The organism is Mesorhizobium sp. C416B, from assembly GCF_030323165.1.
Taxonomy (GTDB): Bacteria; Pseudomonadota; Alphaproteobacteria; order Rhizobiales; family Rhizobiaceae; genus Mesorhizobium.
Window position 1 is genome coordinate 5,677,238 of the sequence record NZ_CP100471.1, and the last position, 18,768, is coordinate 5,696,005.

The window sequence follows — 18,768 nt, forward strand, 5'->3', positions numbered from 1 at the left end:
CGTCAGGCAGCTTCGTTCATTCGCAGGAGCTTGGAGCCCCAGTCACCCGACACGATCGTCGTGATCGAGGCTGGATCGATGTCGAAGCGGAAGCAGTCGCCGACCGGCAAGCCAAGCACCTTGCAGACGGCGGCTTTGATCACGTCGGCGTGGCTGACCAGGGCGACACACTGATTCGGATGCCGCTCGCGCACTGCGTTCATCAGTGCGACGATCCGCTCCTGGACATCCAGCATGGTCTCGCCGCTCGGTGTCCTGGCCTCCTGCCGCTGGTCGTTCCACGCCCGCCAACCGGCATCGCCATTCAACTCGTCGAAAGTCTTTCCCGACCAATCGCCGAAATCGATCTCGTCGAGTTCGGCGCAGATCGCGATTTCGCCGACGCCGCAGGCAAGCGCGATCGGCACGGCCGTCTCTTGCGTACGCTCACGCGGGCTGCACAAGATGGCTTCAATCGGCTCCCGGGCCATGCGGCCACCAAGATGCGCGGCCTGCGCCTTCCCAGCCTCGCCAAGGCAAACGCCGTCCATCCGTCCTGCAAGATAGGAGCCGACATTGTCGTGCGCTGCATGACGGATCAAAAAGAACGTTGTCGTCATTCCGCGGCATCCAGCAAAGGCTCGTCCTTGCCGGCGATGAAAGCGAGCGTGCGCTGCCGCGCTTCGGCGTCGGTGAACTGTTCGGGAGGCGACTTCATGAAATAGCTGCAGGGGCCGGTCAGTGCTCCCGCTATGCCACGATCGAGCGCAAGCTTGGCGCAGCGTATCGCATCGATCACCACGCCGGCTGAATTTGGAGAATCCCAGACTTCCAGCTTGAGTTCGGCGTTGAGCGGCACGCCGCCGAAGGTCGTCCCTTCCACCCGGATATAGGCCCATTTGCGATCGGTCAGCCACGGTACGTGGTCGCTGGGTCCGACATGAATATTGCCCGGCTCCAGGGGAACATCGAACTGGCTGGCCACGGACTGGGTCTTGGAAATCTTCTTTGATTCCAGCCGCTCGCGTTCCAGCATGTTGAGGAAGTCGGTGTTGCCGCCGAAATTCAGCTGATAAGTGCGATCGATGCGCACGCCGCGCTCGCGGAAGAGATTGGCCAGCAGGCGGTGAACGATGGTCGCCCCGACCTGGCTCTTGATATCATCGCCGACCAGCGGCAGCCCTCGCTGCTCGAAGCGCCGGCGCCATTCCGGACGTGAGGCGATGAAAACGGGTATGCAGTTGACGAAGGCGCAGCCGGCCTCGAGCGCGCATTCGGCGTAGAAGCGCGTCGCCTCCTCGGAGCCCACCGGCAGGTAAGAGACCAGCACGTCGGCGCCGCTGTTGCGCAGGATTTCGCTGACGTCGGCAACCGGCTCCGGCGCCTCCTCGATTTCGTCGCGCAAGTATTTTCCGATGCCGTCAAGTGTCGGTCCGCGCTCGACGCGAACGCCGTTTGCCGCCGCATCGGCAAAGCGGAACGTGTTGTTCGGGGCGGCGTAGATTGCTTCAGCGACGTCGAGGCCAACCTTGCTCCTGGCGACGTCGAATGCGCAGACAATCTCGATGTCGTCGACATGGTAACCGCCGAGGTCGGCATGCATCAGCCCTGGGATTGGTTCGTTGCTTTTTGCGTGACGATAATAGGAGAGGCCCTGCACCAGGGAGGATGCGCAATTGCCGACCCCGACGATACCGACACGAACCTTTTTCGATCCCACGAAACTGCCGCCCTATGCTGTTCAAAGGTAAGTTCCTGCAGCCGAACCACCAGCGTGCCGGAATGTTCCTTGGCCTGCCGAAAAATTGCGCAAGACAGCATGGATCGAAGCAGCGCTCGCTGCGTTGCCGCAAGGCGAAGCATTGGAAAACCGATCGATGATTGTTTACGGCGACCAGAAGCGGAGGCAGAGCGCAGAACGGCTTCGCGATGCTGCGAGCGAAATTGCTCAAAGTCTGGACCGCATGGCTCATGGCGTCCGACGCCATGCCGCGTTGGTCGGCCTATTCATCAGCGTATCGGAACTGGTTCGCGCGCTTGCCGATGTCGATTTCGAGAACAGGGGCATCGACATCTTTTCGCCGCGGCAACAGCAAGGCGCCAGATTGCTGGTTGGTCTTGCGGCAGAGGTGGCGAAGTCGTGGCGAAGCGGTTTCGCCGTGGGCGGTGGCATCGAGCCGGGACTTCTCCAACTGCTGGACGGGTTGGATTGCGAGGCTGAGGTTCTGACCGGTTCTGCCGAGGGTTACGCGCATTACGCGCTTTATCCCGAAAGCTATTTGGGAGCGGCGCAGGAGTCAGGTCTCGATGCGAACACATGCGTGATCGGCATCCGCAGCATCGGCCTGGGGCTTGCCGCCATAGTGGCTGCCGCGATTGGCGCGCCGGCGCCGTTCAGCGTTCGTCCGGTCGGCCATCCTTTCCGCAGGCACATCAATGCCGATCCGCGCTCGATCGCTTCCTGGAAGAACAATCCATCGGCACGCTTCGCCGTTGTAGACGAAGGTCCCGGTCTGTCCGGCAGTTCGATGCACGCCGTCGTCGCGTGGCTGCGGGAACTGGGTATTGGTATGGACCGCATTCACCTGTTTCCCAGCCATCCTGGCGACCCGGGCATCGAAGCGTCACGGGAGGCCAGGGAGACATGGTCGCGCTGTCCGAAACATGTGGCGACGGCGCTCGAATGCACCTTCCCCGAAAGCTCGAACATTCCCACGCTTAGCGAATGGGTGGCCGAGGCGGTCGGCAGCCCCGAATTACGCCTGACCGAACTGTCTGGTGGCGAATGGAGGAGCGTCCACTACGTCGACGAAAAGCATTGGCCGCCGAGCCCGCGCGGCATCGAGCGGCGTAAATTCCTGGCGTCCGCGGGGTGTGGTCGCTGGCTCGTCAAATTCGCCGGCCTCGGCGAAACCGGACGGCGTAAGAGACGAGCCGCGGAAATGTTGGGGAAAGCCGGGTTCGGATCGCAAGTGGTCGGGCTTTGCCACGGCTTTCTGGTCGAACGGTGGATTGACGGCACCACGATGGACCAGGCGCCGCTGCCAAGAGGAAGGCTGGTCGCGGAGTTGGCGCGCTATCTAACCTGGCGGGCGCTCAATCTCCGAACCTGCGAACCGGGTGCATCATTGCTCGCACTCACGGAAATGGCTGTTTTCAATACATCTGAAGCTCTGGGCGAGAACCGAGCGGCGACGTTGCGCGGCTGGCTCTCGAAAAAAACCCCTGCGCATGTTCTGCAGCCGGTGGAAATCGACGGAAAGCTTCACGCGTGGGAGTTTCTCGTTTGTGCCGACGGCTCGGTGGTCAAGACAGATGCCGTCGACCATTGCCGGGCACACGATTTGATTGGCTGCCAGCCGATAGAGTGGGACATTGCCGGCGCCCGTGTCGAATATGGACTGTCCGACAGCGATGTGACGACATTGGTCGAGGGGATGGGGCTCGATATTGACAATGGCCACATCGATTTTTTCGAACCCTGCTATTTGGCGTTCCAAATCGGGCTCTGGAGCACGGCTGCGCAATCCGAAAATGGCCAGGAAAAAGCAAGGCTGGCCGCGACCGGAGACCGATACAGGGCGGGGCTGATACGATTCCTGGACGAATCTCAGGTGTAGCGTTTCGATCAATCCAGCCTTCGTAGCATGTCTGCTTCCTGCTCGAGAATAGCGGCCACTTCCTCGCGCTGCAGATGCGTCATCATCAGGCTGACGCAGCACTCGAGATAGGTGATCGAGGAGCGCCGCAGATAGGCAGCCGCCTCGCGTTCGGCAATCTTGTCGACATCCTTCGCGGGTCGCTTGGGTTGCATGAGGATGATCCTCCGTATCGGGTCCCTCCCGCCAAACTACAAGGTTGGATGGATGTTCCGAACGATCTCCGGGCAGGTCCGTCCGCGGCCCGCGTCATGCAGGAAGGTTCTGCAGCCCGCCTGCGGGTCTCCTTTTGGCAAGGCCTGTCATCTGATCGCCGATGCCGGTGCCTTCGAGCGCCGCGAAATAATCGATCGTCAGCTTGAGCCCTTCGTTGAGCGGCACTCTCGGCGACCAGCCGAGCAGCGTTTTCGCACGCGAAATATCAGGCTGCCTGCGCCGAGGATCGTCTTGCGGCAGGGGCAGAAATTTCAGATCCGACTTGGTGCCGGTCATCGCCTTCACCAATGCCGCCAGTCGCACGATGGTGAATTCTCCGGGATTGCCCAGATTGACCGGCTTGCCCGGATTGGGGTCGATGTTCATCAGGCGCATCAATCCATCAATCAAGTCGGAGACATAGCAGAAGGATCGCGTCTGCTGGCCGTCGCCGAATATCGTCAGCGGACGCTTCTCGAGCGCCTGCATGATCAAATTCGAGACGATGCGACCGTCGGCCGGATCCATTCTCGGACCGTAGGTGTTGAAGATGCGCGCGACGCGGACGTCGGCCTTGCCGGCCCTTAGATAGTCGAAGCAAAGCGTTTCGGCGGTGCGCTTGCCCTCGTCGTAGCAGGCGCGTGGGCCGGTGCAGTTCACATGGCCGACATAATCCTCCCTTTGCGGGTGTTGTTCCGGATCGCCATACACTTCGCTCGTCGAGGCCTGCAGCAGTCGCGCGTCATTGCGGACAGCGAGTTCGAGCAGGTTGAGGGTTCCGATCACGCAGGTACGCGTGGTGTGTATCGGGTCGGCCTGATAACGCGGCGGTGAGGCGGCGCAGGCCAGGTTGAAGATGTGATCCACGGGCTCGCCGAGATCCAATGGCCGGCAGATGTCCTGCTCGATCAACCGGAAACCCGGCCGGTCCATGATCGAGATGATGTTTTCCATGCGCCCGGTCAGAAAATTGTCGACGCAGATCACGCGCCAGCCGTTGCGGAGCAATACTTCGCAAAGATGCGAACCGAGGAAACCCGCGCCGCCGGCAACAAGCACCGTCTTTGCCCTGTGCGCCTTTCTTGTCTGTCGCATCGCTGTTTTCTCCTGTCTGCCGTTCATGCTGCACTTCCAATGTCGAGATCGAGGGCCGTCGCCGTTGGTTGGGTCAGCGCCGCCACGAATTCGCGAGCCCTGGCCCCACCGGTGTGGGAAGCGAGGACGAGTTTGCGAGCCCGGCCGGCCATGGCCAGGCGTGCGCGCTCGGACTCGCCAACGAGGATATCGATGACTTCGTCCGTCTCCGCGGCGGTGTGGATCGCCGATGCGGGAAAGAAGCTGTCGAGCCCTGGCCAGTGGTCGCTGACGATGGGCGTGCCGCAAGCCGCCGCTTCGAACAGGCGCACGCTGGGCGACCATCCTGCGGTGATCATGGAACTGCGTGTGACATTCAGCGTGTAGCGCTGACGGCTATAGAACGCGGCGTGATCGGCTGGCGGCAAATGTTCGATGCGTTCGACATTGTCCGGCCAGATGATGTCGGATGGATATTGGGAGCCGGCCACGACGAAACGGAGGTTCGGCATATGCCGTGCGGGCTCGAGCAGCAGAGCGTTCAGCGTTGTCTGCCGGTCCATGCTGTAGGTGCCGAGATAGCCGAGATCCCAGCGGATCGGATCTCCTGTCGGGTGATGCCGTTCTGGATCGACCGAACAATAGAGAGGTTCGGCATGACGCGCGCCGAAGTCTTGCGCCAGATGGTTGAGCGTTGGTCCGCCAGTGAAGGAGAAATAGACATCGAAATACGGAATTTGCCGCGAACTCAGATAATCGCAATCGTCGGCTGAAAGCTTGGCCAGGGTCACCGGGGTGTCGATGTCGTAAAAGCAGAGCTGCCCCTTGCAAAGCGAGGCGACGATGTCGATGACCTGGCGTCCTTCTGGAACAAAGGATCCGATGACGATGATGTCGGCCTGCTCCAGGCACTGTGCGTAGTCGCGTTGCAGCTCCGCAGTGGTTTCGTAGTAGCGCAAGGCGCAGAACTCCGGATCGCGCAGATCGCGGTGATTGGCGTACCAGGGCACGTTGCGCTCCAGAAAAGTCACCCGGTGACCGAGTCCGTGCAAGCCTTTCAAAAGACCCCGGAAAGTCGTGGCGTGGCCGTTTCCCCAGGATGAGGACAGCGACAGGCCGAGAAAGACGATGTCCAGTTTCTTGGTCATTCCGCTGCCTCCACGGCCCCGTGCTCGAAATGACGTTTGAAGACGGCATCCGCCACATCCGCCCGAAGCGCGTAGGTATGGTCCGCCAGCACGCGGTGAAGTGCGGCTTGGCCGATTGCCTTGGCCCGCCCGGGGGTCAGCGAGCGCATTATTTCGGCGACATCGCCGCCGTCACGCGCGACCAGGATCTCCTCGCCTGGTTTCAGGAACAGTTCCACGCCCAGCCATGCATCCGTGATGAGACAGGCGCCCGCGCCGGCCGCCTCGAACACTCGCGTGGCCGGTGAAAAACCGTTGGCGGCCATGCTGTCGCGGCTGATGTTCAACACGGCTTTTGGGGTGACATTGAAGGCGTTGTGATCGCGGGTGCCGACATGGCCGAGCCAGCCTACATTGGTGGGGAGCGGCTTGTCGCCCCAACCCGAGCCTCCGAGCAGGAAACGCTGTTTCGGCAGCTGGCTGGCGGGATCGAGGAAAAACGATTCGACACGCGCTTCACGGTCCGGCAGCCGGTTTCCGAGGAACGCCAGGTCGCAGGCAAAACGCGCTTTGCTGGCGACCGGATGGTGCGTTTCGGGATCGAGCGCATTGTAGATGGGCACGCACTCCTTGGCGCCCATGGCACGATAGGCCCAGACAACGGGATCGCCGCCACCATAGGTCAGCACGAGGTCGATCTCCTGCAGTGCACGATGGAGCGGGTGGTCCGGCTCGTCGCGCAACTGGGCAAGCGTGGCTGGCGCATCCACGTCCCAGAATACGACAAGCGCGTCGCTGCGGGCGTGGTCGAGAACGGCGCGAAGCAGCGCCTCGTCTTCGAAACCGACGCCACTCGCCTTGACGACGATGTCGGCGCCGGCGGCACGTGCCGCGACCTGCATCAGCGCATGCTGGGTCGCCTCATAAACGACGACAGTGCACCAGTCGGGAGCTTCGATGTCGCGGTTCTTCTGCCGGTCGTAGACATCGGGTTCGTAGAACGTGATCTCGTAACCCAATTGCGAAAGTGCCTTGAGCAAACCGCGATAGTACGTCGCGGCACCGTTCCAGTAGGACGACAAAAGGCTCGATCCATAGAATGCGATCTTCATGCGACGGCTTCCTTTGCGGCTGTCGGGACGGCGGTGTGTCGGTTCGCGCATTGCGTGAGCACGCCGAGCAACTCGTCGACGCGGTGGCGGCAGGTGTGCCGCGAGCGGATGGTCTCGAGACCCGAGGTCACCAGGGAGGCCGCAAAGTCCTCGTCGGACAACACCGTCCGAAGCTGTTGCCGCATTTGCGAGCCATTCTCGGCAAACAGGAAGTCGACACCGGGCCTGAAAAGCTGCTCGACATCGGACCATGGCGCTGAAATCAGCGGAATGCCGCAGGCGAGTGCCTCGAACATGCGGATCGTCGGGATTCCGGGCAACCTCTCGCGATAGGGGCGCCGTGGAACGTGAACGGTGACACGATGCGCGGCGAAGGCCTTCGGCACGTCGGCATTGGCGATCCACCCCTCATAGCGCAGTCCTGCGGTGGCCAGATCCGCAAGTGCGGTCTTGGGGTAGCGTACGCCGTGAACAGCGGCATCAAGGCCGAGATCGTGCACCGGCTCGATCAGAAACTCCTTGAGTTCGGCGGTCCGCTCATCATCGCCCCAGTTGCCGATCCAGACCAGATCGGAGGTGGGGTGGATCTCCGGGTGCGGCTTGAACAGGCGATCGTCCGCCGCTTCATGCCAAGTGAAGACGCGCTTGCCCCAGCCGGCGCGCAGATAGCTCTCGCGCAAGGTTTCGCCAAAGGCGAGAACGCCGTCATAGTGCTCCAGCCGGAGCGCCGAGAGTGCCTCGGTCGCAGACACGGCCCGGTGGTGGGTGTCGTGAAAAAGAAGGATGAAGTTGCCGCCGGCGGCCCGGGCACGGCCAATACGTGCGACAAGCTCCGGATCCGTCCACTCATGAACGATCACAACGTCGGCCTCGGCAATCCAGGCTTCGTGATCAAATCCGGCGTCGTAGGTCACCGGCATCAGTTCGGGAAAATCCTTGCGGAAGCGTTCGATGGCGAACGACCCCTTCTCAGCCAGCAGATTCGACCGGCTCCAGCCATTCGCCGGCTCCAGCGCAATAGTCTGATGCCGGCGCTGGACCAGCTCTCGCATCACGCCGCGCAGGAAATGGGCATTGCCATGGTTCCAGTCGGAAACGACCGAGTGGGTGTAAAACACAAAGCGCATGATCAGCGCTCCGCCATCGCTAAGGCCGCTTTGTCGTAGACGCCGCGCATAGCCGCTGTCTGCTTTGTCAGCCTAAACCTGCGGCTGCGTCGGATGGCTGTCTGGCCAAGCTCTCGCCGGAGCTCGGCATCGCTGGAGAGACGGTTGAGGCAGGCAGCGAGATCGTGCGGATCGCGCGCGTCAAAGAATATCGCGGCCCCGTCCCATAGTTCGCGATAGGTGGCGATATCGGAAAGCACCAGGGGCGTAGCCGACATGGCGGCTTCCAGCGCGGCCAGGCCGAATGGCTCGTAGAGCGATGGCGATACGAAAATACCCGCGCGAGCCATCAACGAACGCACCTCATCGGACGGCACTGCTCCCAGAGGAACAGCATGGCTGAAGCTGACATGCTCGCCGTTTGGACCGTTCGTCGACCCGGCGGCAAACAGAGGCCATCGCGTCAGGGACGCCGCCTGATCGACCACCGCCGCATTTTTGCCCTCGTCCCACCAGCGGGCAGCGGCGAAGACGAGCGGTTGATGCTTTTCGGCCTTCGGCAGAGGACGGGCACCATTTCTGACCACACTCAAGCGCGCGATCGGGCCGTAGCAGGTCTCTAGCATGTCGGCATGGCTGCGGCTCGGCGCGATGACCGCGTCGGCCCGATCCATGCCGCGTCTGTTGCGCTCCTTCTGCCAGGCCCATGCGCCATCCGCCGCCTGTCCTCTGACCGCATGGAACCAAGTCGTCACGCAGGAATGGGAGACCACCACGACCGGGCATGGCGCGTCGAATCCCGCCGCCTGCGAAGGCGCGTTGAAATGGACAAGGTCGATGGCGTGGTCGCGCATGGGCGCATGCAACTCTCGCGGCAGCGCGTCGAGATCACCGCCGTTGCGGGTCATCCAATCCGGCGGCGTGTTCAGCCAGATCAGCTTCGCGAAAGCCTCCGCCTCGTCGGCCTGCTGCCTGGACGGTGGCGGACCGAGACCGGCAAGCACCACGCTATCGCCGCCGTTGACAAGTTCCCTGGCCAGGTCGAGCGCATAGCGCCACACGCCGCCCACGGCATCGACCGTCATCAGGATGCGCCGCGAGCGCGGCGTCAGTGTCCGCAACATGTCGCCTCCAGTTCCGCCAGCGGACGCGGGCGCCTTTCCTGGATATCGCTGAACTTCTGGAATGATGCGAGATAGTGATCATGGGCGCGCTCCCAGGCGAGGTCGTCGGGTTCGCCCCAAAGCTCGCGATAGCTTGGCGAACTCGGATATGGATAAAGCGGTACGGGTTCATTGGCCCACACGCCGTTGTCGATGAGGTGCGTTCGCCAGTAATCGACGAGGGCAGGGTCATCCTCGACGACGCCGATCAGATTGGCCTGTACGAATGGAACGTGACGCCTGGCATTGACGAGCAGCGCGGCGAGTTCCTCGGTACCCAGCCGGCAGCGCTTCGCGAGCATCGCACGACCTTCCACGGTCAGGCTTTCGAGACCGGCCTCGATGGAGACGCAGCCGGCCGCACCAAGCAATTCCAGCAGCTCGGGCTTCCAAAGGTCGATGCGGGTCTGCACACCGAACTTCACGTCGCGATGGATCAACGCTTCCAGCAGCGCTTTTTGCGGCAGGAAGATTTCATCGATGAAATAAATGTAGCCGACGCCCTGGGCAATCAGCCGATCGATTTCCGCTATGACCGCCTCGTGGTTGCGGCGGCGATAGGCATCGCGGAAATCGATCTTGGCGCAGAAGCTGCAATTGTAGGGGCAGCCGCGCGATGCTTCGACCTCCGCGCCGAACCCAACCTGCTTGTCATCGAACCTGTGATGGTGATGCGAATGGGCTGCGATCCAGTCTGATGGCCATTGGAGTGGCGGATGATCGACAAACGAGCTGGCGTGGACGCCGCCGTTCAAAACCACCTTGGCGTCGCGCAGGTAAGCGGTCGAGGGGACCGCGCTCCAGTCGTCGCGCCGGGCAAGTTCCGCGACGATTTCCTCGCATTCGCCGCGCACAACAATGTCGACGCCAAGCTTGCGCAAGGTTGGCGCGGGCGTAGCCGAGCCATGCGGCCCGACCGCGACTGTGCGTCCACCGCGCCCGGCGAGACGGTTGAGGAAATCGGCCGGCACGCGCAACTCGGGTGGTGCGCAGCGCCAGAACAGATAAGTCGGGGCGGTACTGACGACCGTCATTGCAGGCGCGAAATCAGCCACACGCTCGGAGAGGTCCGAGTTGTCGAGCTTCTGCAATTGCCCATCCAGCATCAACACCTCATGGCCGGCTGTTTCGAGCAGGGATTTCGAATAGCCGAGTTCCAGCGGGAGATGTGGTTGGCGGCAGCCGAAATAAATGCTGTCGTCGTAGGTCCAGAACGGGTTTACCAGGGCGATTTTCATGCGACGTACCTCACGACTTCGGGGCGAGGCTGGAGCCGGTGTTGTTGCAGCCAGTCTGCGAGATCGCGAATGCCTTCGCGCCATGAAACACGAGCTTTCCAGCCAAGCATCGCTTTGATCTTGCGGGTGTCGGCGACGAAGAAGGGCTGATCGCCGGTGCGTTCGCCATCATGGCGGATCGAAAGCTCACGGCCGGTCAAGCTACGGATCTCGCTCAACAGCATGCGCAGGCTGATCGCATTATCGGGGCCGCCGCCAAGATTGAATGCCTGGCCTTTGGTCGTCTCGATACGATCGAGCGTGGCCCTGTAGGCGGCGACCGCATCGGAGACATGCAGTATGTCGCGCACTTGTCTGCCGTCGCCGTAAATGGTGATTGGACGTCCCGTCAGCGCACTCAGCAGGAAGTGCGCGACCCAGCCTTGATCCTCGGTTCCGAACTGGCGCGGCCCGTAAATGCAGCTCATCCGCAGCACCGCCGTCGGCATGCCGTAGGATTTGGCATAGTCGAGCACATATTGGTCCGCCGCGCCTTTGGAGCAGCCATAGGGCGTGCAGAAATCCAGGCCGTGGGTCTCGTCGATGCCATTCGCTTGGATGATGCCATCGCAAGGCAGGTAACGATCGCCGTCCTCGCGCACCGCGACGTCGGGCAGGCTGCCATAGACCTTGTTGGTGCTGGCGAAGACCACCGGAACAAACTCACTGCTCAGCCGCGCCGCCTCGAGGACATTGAACGTTCCTCGAAGGTTGATGTCGAAATCCTCGTCCGGTTGGACCAGGCTCGTTGTGACGGCGGTTTGCGCGGCCAGGTGGAAGATCGCCTTGGAACTCTTCAGAACGGGCGCAAGCGCGTTGGCGTCGCGCACGTCAATCGTTTCGACCATGAGGCGGCTTCCGTGTTTCTGCGCCAGCCATTCAAGGTTCTGTTCGACGCCGGGGCGGCTGAGATTGTCGATCACCAGCACCGGCTCGCCATCCGACAACAGGCTGTCGGCCAGGTTCGATCCTATGAAGCCGCTGCCGCCGACAATGGCGACGGGCGCGTCGCGTCGATTGCGCGTATTCATGACACCAGCCCACGTTCTTCAAGCTCGCGTTTCATGTCGGCGCCGCGGTCGATGGCGGACGAGTTGCGCACCCAGGAAACGAAATCGGCGAGCGAATTCTCCAGTTGTTGCCTCGGCTCGAAACCGAGCAGCTCACGGGCCTTGGAAATATCGGCGAAGCAGTTGCGGATATCCCCGGAGCGCGCCTTGCCGAGCAACTCTGGCGAGCGGTCCGGCGTTCCCATGGCCTCGGCAAGTACCCGCGCGACGTCGCTGATAGCATAGGCTCGGCCGCTGCCGATGTTGATGACGTGACCCCTTGCCTGGCGTTGCTGCAGCGCAAGACGAAAGGCGCGGGCGACGTCATCCACATGGACGAAATCGCGTTTCTGTTCGCCATCCTCGAAGATCATTGGACGTTGGCCGTTGGCGAGACGCGAAGCAAAATTGGCCAACACGCCGGTATAGGGGTTCGATAACGCCTGGCCGGCGCCGAAGACGTTGAACAGGCGCAGCGCCACCGCATCGACGCCATAGGCTTCGCCGAAGATCAGCACGGCGCGTTCCTGGGCGTATTTCGTCAGTGCATAGATAGAGGCGAGATCGACCGGCTTTTCCTCGTCCGTCGGCAGGGGGGAGAGGGGTTCGCCTTCCGGCGACAGCGGATTCCACTGCCCGTTTTTGATGTCGCTCGCTTTGCGCCGGGCGTTGTCGATGCGCCGGCCGTCCGATGTAGCATAGAGGCCCTCGCCATAGACACTCATCGATGAGGCGACGACAATGCGCTCGACCGGGTGTTTGATCAGCGCCTCAAGCAGCGTCGCGGTGCCGAGATCGTTGGTGCCGACATAGCGCGCGATCTCGTACATCGACTGTCCGACGCCGACTTCCGCGGCCAGATGAATGACCGCGTCAACGCCTTCCAGCGCATTGGCGACCGCCTCCCGGTCCCGAATGTCGCCCTTGATCAGCTCGGCCCCGGCGGGAAGGGCGACTGTTTCGCCTGCGTGCACCTGCTCCAGCAGCACATCCAAAATGCGAACCGAATAATCCTGCTCGATGAGTTCCTGGGCGACATGCCGGCCAATGAAGCCGCAGCCCCCTGTAACCAATATCCGTTTCACGACCACTCCTCAGACAGGTAATCTTGGCGACCCGAACTTTTCGGCAAAAGGTTTGTTCCCTTGGCTTCAACAAAGTTCCTTTGGCCGGCTTCGTTCGGAAGCAGCCACATCGCGCTCGCCGCGCCGTGCCGGAACATTGCCGCCCTTGTGCTGTTAGGACGCCGGCAGCCCCGACGATGCCCGATGTTGGCAACGCCGATGATCAAAGGAGAGTTCAATGTCCCAGTCGCAAACGACCACCAATCACGACGAAATCCGCAAATGGGCGGAGGAGCGGGATGGACGGCCGGCAGTGGTTCGCACCAAAGGCGCGGGCGGCATCCTGCGGATCGACTTCGGCAAACCCGAGGAAGCATTCGAGCCGGTCGAATGGGATGAGTTCTTCCGCATATTCGACGAGAACGATCTGGCCTTTCTTTACCAGTCCAAGACTGGTGACGGACAAACCAGCCGTTTCAACAAGTTCGTCGAGCGCAACCAGAAGGGCGAATGACGGACTTCGAGCCGGCCGATTTGCCTGACCTGGTTCTCGGGCAAATTTTTCTGGATGCGGTGGAACAATAGAGGGCTCCGATCCTTCGGTCGCTGAACCACAGTCGCAGCAAGGATCGAAGGCCTGAGCAGAATCGGAGCCCTGAGCGCAGGAGGAGAAGTGACGCGAAGGGCGACGACGAACTGCTGCCCGAGGCCGTTGAGTTCGGCCTTATCACGGAGAACCTTGAATGACGCGAAACCGGGCGGGAAGAGAGATCAACGCCGGGCGCCGTAACGCCGAGTTGGAGCGAGGATTAGCAGGGTGGTGGTTTTGGCGGCAACGGCCGGATAGGCGCCAAAAGCTGGAAACCCTCTACTCGCCCTGCCGTGAAACCAAAACGCCGCTCATCAGTCGTCCTGCTGCCTGCGGTGGCGGTGTTTTTCGATTTCCTCGGGCTCTTCATCGTCGATCCGCGTGATGTTCGAGGCATTGTGGTCTGATCGCAGGATCTCATCCAGTTTGGCGTGAATGGCCTGAGTGTCGCGGTGCTCGGCACGCTGGATGAACAGCGTCATGGCCCACGTAAACAAGGTAGCCGCTCCATGCCAGTCCAGGGTCTGTCGCTCGAAGATCATCCAAAGGATTGCGTAGACCAACAGGATCAGGAATGCCGCGGGGCGGGAGGTTAATGTGCCGATTGAGGTAAGCACGCCGGTGACGGGATGATTGGCCATGCGAAAGAACTCGCGGCAGTGACCGTGGTTCCCGACCGCAGTGCATCGCGCCGGCAGGAGCCAGCTAGGCGCGACGGATGAATTCACGACGCAGTGCTTGCCGATCGCAGCTACAACGATGACCACTCGATTGCCGGGCGCGCAATCATCAGCCAGAAAATGGCGAGCACGGCGCCGAAAGCTGGGAAGCCGAAGACAAACCAGCGTCTGAACAGCTGATGGTAGCGCTCGGGAGGAGGTTGGTTGGAGAGTGCGGCCTGTGTGGCTAGATTTCGCATCTCGATCTGCATCCACACGACAGGCAGCCAGAACAGGCCCGTTAAGATGTAGAGCAGGATCGAGAGAACGATCCATCCTTCGGACAGCGAATACCCCGCAACCCTAGCGAGGCCCAGTCCGGTCAGAGGTTGTGCGACAACGGCCGTAGCCGTGAACAGGAAATCAGCCAGCACGACAATTCGGGCGACAGCTGCGATCGTCGCGGCATTCCCGGTCCGGTGTGCCAAAAGCATGAAAAAAGCAATGCCGGCACCAGTTCCGAGCAGCACAGCAGCGCCGATCACGTGCAGGTATTTAAGCACGAAGTACGTCATCAGCGTTCCTCCAGAATGGCCAGCGCTGCAAAATGCAGAACGAGGATCGGGAGGATTTTGATCAACGGACCGAGTGGCTCAAGCCAAAGATCCGGCCGCAGAATGCTCCCAGCGATCGCATAGAAAAGCGATACCGCGATTGCGCCGAAAAGACCAAGCCGGCTGGTTGGGCGCCAGGCGATAAGCGCCCCGACGGCGATGTCAGCCAGCGCGCCGGCGACTACCGCCGGTTCGGCCAAGGGGCCGGCGGCAGTGCCAATCAGCAAATCAACTCCGCTGCGCCAGCCGGCAGTGAGGGAAATGATGCCCGTCATGATCCAGAAGAGCGGCAAGATGACAAAGAGCGCCGGCTTGACGAAGTAAAGACCGGCGAACCATCGCTCCTGCACCGTCGCAGGATTTAAACGCAGTGCAGATGTAAGACTTGATGGTTGAATGCCGGTCGCCGTCATCCAGGGTTGGGGATCGCCGACAGCGCCACGGGCAATCTCTTTTGCTGCATTGCTGCGCATCGGCGGGCGCCAGCCCAGCTGAGCCGCGGCATCCCCGAACCTGTACAAGATAGCTGCGGCCCAATTCGGCAAGATGAACTCCCGAGCACTGCTCCATCCGAACCAGCGGCGATAGCGACCCACGACCTCGCTCATCGAAAGTGCCTCGGGCCCAGCCAGGTCCAGCGTGAGGTGCGATGGGCTGCCGGGTTTGAGGAAGAACAGGACGGTGGAGATCACGTCATCGAGTTGGACGACTTGGAGACGGCCCGTGTCGGGCATCAACGGCAAGAGCGGCAACGCCGCGAGGCCGCGAAAAAGTGCACTTGCGCCGAAGGCCGGCCTTCCCAGTACTACGGAGGGGCGCAGGATGACCCAGTCAAGGCTACGTGCCATCAGTGCCTCATCGCCGGCGAGCTTGCTGGCGGAAAAGGCGGACGGCTGCTGGCGATCGACCCCGATGGCAGAAAAGTGGATCACCTTATTCACACCTGCGTGCTCACACGCGGTGAAGAGAGCCGAGGCGCCGGTAGAATGGACATACCGGGTGTTTTCCCGGGCACTATCCTGGAGGACGCCGGCACAGTTTACGACGGCGTCCACACCGGCGAGATAGGGGATCCAGTCCTGAGGTCGCAAGGCCCGCGCCATATCCAGGGAAACGGTTTGGATCTCCGGGTGGACGCCAGTGTCTGCGTGGTGAAGCACGCGAACCACTTCATAACTCTCGCCGGCCAGGCGCGCGCAAAGCGCGGCTCCAATCAGACCTGACGCGCCGGTGACGAGAATTTTCATTCCTTCCTCCAGCCGTTCGCCAGCGCGTGCCCGTCCATCAACCCAGCGGCTGCGCCTGGGACAACTCTAGCAAAGCCGAAGCCGGTAGTCTCACGCCGGGTGGAACAGGTTCCGGGCATCAACGCAGCCAAAGGTGAGCCGGTACGGTGCGTTCGCATCTGCAGGTCAACTTCGCCGGAAGTTCGTCGCCGGCTCGGCGCAATCGCGGAGGTCGTTATGAATGTGAGTTGCAGCCTTGGCGGCGTCTCCGAACGCAACAGCAATTTGATTGAGCCCCTCGGCCACGTCGCCAATGGCATAGAGTCCTGGCGTTGAAGTCTCAAGGTGTCGGTTGACCAGGACATAGCCTTCTGCGTCACAGTTAGCCCCCAGAGCAACCGCTAGTTCGGAGCGTACGTCGCTGCCCATCGAAGGGTATACCACATCGATGTTACGCATCGGGGCGCCCTCGGCCATGACGACATCGAACCCGGTTCGTCGAGGGATCAGGTCATCGACAGCGTCCCAGATTTCAACTCCGCCTGCCAAGGCGGCGCCGCGGGCAGCTTCGGAAACATCATCCTGGTTATTGGCGAGCAAGGCGACCTGACTGCCATATCCCTTCAGGAACAGAGCCTCCCTGACGGCGAGATGCTCCGGACCAACAACGCCGATGCGGCTACCCCGGGCCTCATATGCATCGCAAACCGGGCACAGTCTGACAATGCCGGTTGCGATCGCCTCCTCCAGTCTTTCAATGGGAGGTGCCTTGTCCACAATGCCCGTTGCCAGAATCACGCGCCTTGCTTGGACAATCCCGCAGGTGGTCGTGAGAACAAAAAACCCCTCGCGTTTTTCGGCGTGGCCTACGCAACCATGGACAAGGCTCGCGCCGTATAGCTGTGCCTGGGCTCGTAGGCGGCCGAGCAGTTCTTCCCCGCTGATGCCGTCGGGGAAGCCGGGACAGTTACGGGATTTTGGGATGAGCTTGGCACGCGCATGCCCCGCGTCGAGCGAGATCACCGAACGCAGAAACCTGGCTAAATACATGGCTGCAGCGAGCCCCGCGGGGCCGCCGCCGACGATGGCAACGTCAAAAACTTGTGCGCCCGAAAAGCTTGGTTCGCCCGAAAAGCTTGGCATCGGGCCTAACTTCAACTCAACGAGCTTGTTCCACAGGGTCGAAATGGACGCAATCAGGATGCACACTGCACAATAAGAGTGAACTCCAATCGAGTCGTGAAGAGAAAGGCCACTGCCTCATCAAGCCTGCAAAAACCTCGTGGCTCCCAACGCTGTGAGTACAGCACCACTGGGAAAGTGAACGCATCATGGAACTTCGGCTCACCGTCGCGCTTAGTTTGGCGAAAGGGTGGTCTGAGATGAGCGCGACCAGAGAGTTTTTTCAAAACTGGCTACAGGAGAATGTCGGCACACTTCCTGGTCGAGAGGAAGTCAGCGTCGCGGTGCTCGCTCAGCAATTCGAGCAAGATGCCGAGGTGGCTGGTTATGGGCGTGAAGTAAGGGAGGACGAACTCGGAAACATCGAAGATGCTATCGTGCAAGCGATCGAGAACGCCGGGTCCGGGGTGCAGAGCCCGAGCTCCGAAACGAGCGATCCGGCACCTGTAATGGACGCGTTGGAGGTCGATGATGCCAAGAGCGGACCGTAGCCCCTGACACCTTCTTCTGTTCGCCTGAACAAGCCCCCCGGGCTGCCATACGAGCTGAAAAACGGACCTTAGGTGCTTTCCCGTTAGTTCCATGCACCATTGAGGAACATTCCTGCCGCCACGGCGTTAGGAAAGTTCCTTCACACCCGGTGCGCCCGTGCTGACTGCTACCCTTCCAGGCGAATGGCTGACCCGGCATGATCAGGGTCACATCTCGCGGCGGGCCGCTCTTGCGGGTATTTGTTGCTGGCTATTGGGTGCTTCCGCAGAAGCCGCGCCACAGCCATCGCCGCTCGTGCGATTTGGCGTGCTGGGATTTGGCACCGCCGCCTGGGAAGTTGACGTCATGCGGCGACATGCGTTGGACACTGTGCACGGCGTATCAATCGAGGCTCAGCGGCTTGCCGGTACCGAAGCCGGTAAGACCGCATTGCTGGCGGGCAGCGTCGACGTCATCGTTTCCGATTGGGTTTGGGTCATGCGCCAGCGCAGCGAAGGGGCCGATCTGGTCTTTTATCCCTATTCTCGTGCCGTCGGCGCGCTGGAGCTGCCGCAAGGCTCGCCCATTCGAACTCTTGCGGACCTCGGGGGCAAAAGGCTGGGGATCGCAGGTGGTCCGCTGGACAAAAGCTGGATCCTGTTGCGCGCGCTCGGCCTCCGTCAGGTGAAGCGCGATCTTGCTGAAGAGGTGGAGCCAGTGTTCGGCGCGCCGCCTTTGTTGGAGCAGGAATTTCTGGCGGGGCGACTGGATGCACTGCTGACGTTCTGGAACTTCGCCGCCCGTCTCGAGTCAGAGGGGGCAAGGCCTCTGCTCAGTGTCGCGCAAATCCTGCAGGGGCTTGGCGTATCCGTGGACTTGCCGATGCTCGGCTACGTCTTCCATGAAAGCTGGGCGCGGGCCAACCCGATAGCCCTCGCGCGATTCACGAGCGCGACCGCGGCAGCGAAGTCGCTGCTCGACTCTTCGGACGACGAGTGGCGGGTGCTCGCGCCTCAATTGGGCACGGACGATCCTCACCTACAGGCGGCGTTACGCGCCGCCTATCGAGCCGGAATCCCTCGTCGGTTCGGCAAAGACGAACGTGATGGCGCGGCCCGGTTGTTTGCAATCCTGGCCGAATTGGGCGGCGAGGATCTGGTCGGCAAGGCGACGAGCCTCGATCCTGGTGTCTTCCGGGCCATACCGGCTTGAGCTCGCGCCA

Annotated in this window: 19 protein-coding genes; 4 read left to right on the forward strand and 15 right to left on the reverse strand. The window is 61.6% G+C overall.

What is annotated here, in order from left to right:
• Positions 1–2: 2 nt before the first annotated feature.
• Both NLY43_RS27605 and NLY43_RS27610 read right to left on the reverse strand, forming a co-directional pair.
• Entirely contained in the window at positions 3–599 is a 597-nt protein-coding gene (locus NLY43_RS27605; protein ID WP_023667978.1) for a histidine phosphatase family protein, read from the reverse strand.
• Positions 596–1,699, reverse strand: a complete 1,104-nt coding sequence (locus NLY43_RS27610) for an inositol-3-phosphate synthase (protein ID WP_023681094.1) — start codon at positions 1,697–1,699, stop codon at positions 596–598. Before NLY43_RS27610 ends, NLY43_RS27605 begins: the two co-directional genes overlap by 4 nt.
• 85 nt (positions 1,700–1,784) lie before the next feature.
• Between NLY43_RS27610 and NLY43_RS27615 the strand changes: the two genes are divergently transcribed.
• The gene (locus tag NLY43_RS27615) at positions 1,785–3,599 is read left to right on the forward strand and encodes a hypothetical protein (RefSeq protein ID WP_245262557.1); all 1,815 of its coding nucleotides are present in this window, start codon (positions 1,785–1,787) and stop codon (positions 3,597–3,599) included.
• An 8-nt stretch (positions 3,600–3,607) separates the two neighbouring features.
• Here NLY43_RS27615 and NLY43_RS27620 read toward each other — a convergent pair whose 3' ends face one another.
• The 9 genes from NLY43_RS27620 to NLY43_RS27660 all read right to left on the reverse strand — a co-directional run bounded on the left by NLY43_RS27620 (position 3,608) and on the right by NLY43_RS27660 (position 12,826).
• Positions 3,608–3,793 (reverse strand): hypothetical protein, encoded by a 186-nt coding sequence (locus NLY43_RS27620; RefSeq protein ID WP_023667982.1) that lies wholly within the window; start codon positions 3,791–3,793, stop codon positions 3,608–3,610.
• Positions 3,794–3,887: 94 nt separating this feature from the next.
• Positions 3,888–4,928: a UDP-glucuronic acid decarboxylase family protein gene (locus NLY43_RS27625; protein ID WP_023681096.1), complete on the reverse strand. Its 1,041-nt coding sequence runs from the start codon at positions 4,926–4,928 to the stop codon at positions 3,888–3,890.
• 23 nt (positions 4,929–4,951) lie between these two features.
• On the reverse strand, positions 4,952–6,055 hold the full coding sequence (locus NLY43_RS27630; protein WP_023681097.1) for a CgeB family protein: 1,104 nt from the start codon (positions 6,053–6,055) through the stop codon (positions 4,952–4,954).
• Complete coding sequence (locus NLY43_RS27635; RefSeq protein WP_023667985.1) at positions 6,052–7,146, reverse strand: CgeB family protein; 1,095 nt, start codon at positions 7,144–7,146, stop codon at positions 6,052–6,054. The genes NLY43_RS27630 and NLY43_RS27635 overlap by 4 nt, the downstream gene beginning before the upstream one ends.
• Complete coding sequence (locus NLY43_RS27640) at positions 7,143–8,273, reverse strand: CgeB family protein (RefSeq protein ID WP_023681098.1); 1,131 nt, start codon at positions 8,271–8,273, stop codon at positions 7,143–7,145. The genes NLY43_RS27635 and NLY43_RS27640 overlap by 4 nt, the downstream gene beginning before the upstream one ends.
• A gap of 2 nt (positions 8,274–8,275) precedes the next feature.
• The gene (locus NLY43_RS27645) at positions 8,276–9,376 is read right to left on the reverse strand and encodes a glycosyltransferase family 4 protein (RefSeq protein WP_023712230.1); all 1,101 of its coding nucleotides are present in this window, start codon (positions 9,374–9,376) and stop codon (positions 8,276–8,278) included.
• The gene (locus tag NLY43_RS27650) at positions 9,361–10,653 is read right to left on the reverse strand and encodes a TIGR04295 family B12-binding domain-containing radical SAM protein (protein ID WP_023712229.1); all 1,293 of its coding nucleotides are present in this window, start codon (positions 10,651–10,653) and stop codon (positions 9,361–9,363) included. The genes NLY43_RS27645 and NLY43_RS27650 overlap by 16 nt, the downstream gene beginning before the upstream one ends.
• The gene (locus NLY43_RS27655) at positions 10,650–11,723 is read right to left on the reverse strand and encodes a GDP-mannose 4,6-dehydratase (protein ID WP_023691444.1); all 1,074 of its coding nucleotides are present in this window, start codon (positions 11,721–11,723) and stop codon (positions 10,650–10,652) included. The genes NLY43_RS27650 and NLY43_RS27655 overlap by 4 nt, the downstream gene beginning before the upstream one ends.
• A complete protein-coding gene (locus tag NLY43_RS27660) occupies positions 11,720–12,826 on the reverse strand; it encodes an NAD-dependent epimerase/dehydratase family protein (RefSeq protein WP_023729530.1) in 1,107 nt (368 codons plus the stop codon). The genes NLY43_RS27655 and NLY43_RS27660 overlap by 4 nt, the downstream gene beginning before the upstream one ends.
• A gap of 217 nt (positions 12,827–13,043) precedes the next feature.
• Here NLY43_RS27660 and NLY43_RS27665 point away from each other — a divergent pair, with 217 nt between their 5' ends.
• The gene (locus NLY43_RS27665) at positions 13,044–13,319 is read left to right on the forward strand and encodes a hypothetical protein (RefSeq protein WP_023667991.1); all 276 of its coding nucleotides are present in this window, start codon (positions 13,044–13,046) and stop codon (positions 13,317–13,319) included.
• 389 nt (positions 13,320–13,708) lie between these two features.
• Here NLY43_RS27665 and NLY43_RS27670 read toward each other — a convergent pair whose 3' ends face one another.
• From NLY43_RS27670 to NLY43_RS27685, 4 genes are all read right to left on the reverse strand, one after another.
• The gene (locus NLY43_RS27670; RefSeq protein ID WP_023681103.1) at positions 13,709–14,035 is read right to left on the reverse strand and encodes a low affinity iron permease family protein; all 327 of its coding nucleotides are present in this window, start codon (positions 14,033–14,035) and stop codon (positions 13,709–13,711) included.
• Between the two features lie 110 nt (positions 14,036–14,145).
• On the reverse strand, positions 14,146–14,628 hold the full coding sequence (locus NLY43_RS27675) for a DUF2269 family protein (RefSeq protein ID WP_023691442.1): 483 nt from the start codon (positions 14,626–14,628) through the stop codon (positions 14,146–14,148).
• Positions 14,628–15,914, reverse strand: coding sequence for an SDR family oxidoreductase (locus tag NLY43_RS27680; RefSeq protein WP_023712227.1), 1,287 nt, complete (start codon positions 15,912–15,914; stop codon positions 14,628–14,630). Before NLY43_RS27680 ends, NLY43_RS27675 begins: the two co-directional genes overlap by 1 nt.
• Before the next feature lie 165 nt (positions 15,915–16,079).
• Positions 16,080–17,036, reverse strand: a complete 957-nt coding sequence (locus NLY43_RS27685; protein ID WP_031202187.1) for an NAD(P)/FAD-dependent oxidoreductase — start codon at positions 17,034–17,036, stop codon at positions 16,080–16,082.
• A 188-nt stretch (positions 17,037–17,224) separates the two neighbouring features.
• Between NLY43_RS27685 and NLY43_RS27690 the strand changes: the two genes are divergently transcribed.
• The gene (locus NLY43_RS27690; RefSeq protein WP_023712225.1) at positions 17,225–17,566 is read left to right on the forward strand and encodes a DUF768 domain-containing protein; all 342 of its coding nucleotides are present in this window, start codon (positions 17,225–17,227) and stop codon (positions 17,564–17,566) included.
• 157 nt (positions 17,567–17,723) lie between these two features.
• Complete coding sequence (locus tag NLY43_RS27695) at positions 17,724–18,758, forward strand: ABC transporter substrate-binding protein (RefSeq protein WP_031199530.1); 1,035 nt, start codon at positions 17,724–17,726, stop codon at positions 18,756–18,758.
• The last annotated feature ends 10 nt before the right edge of the window (positions 18,759–18,768 follow it).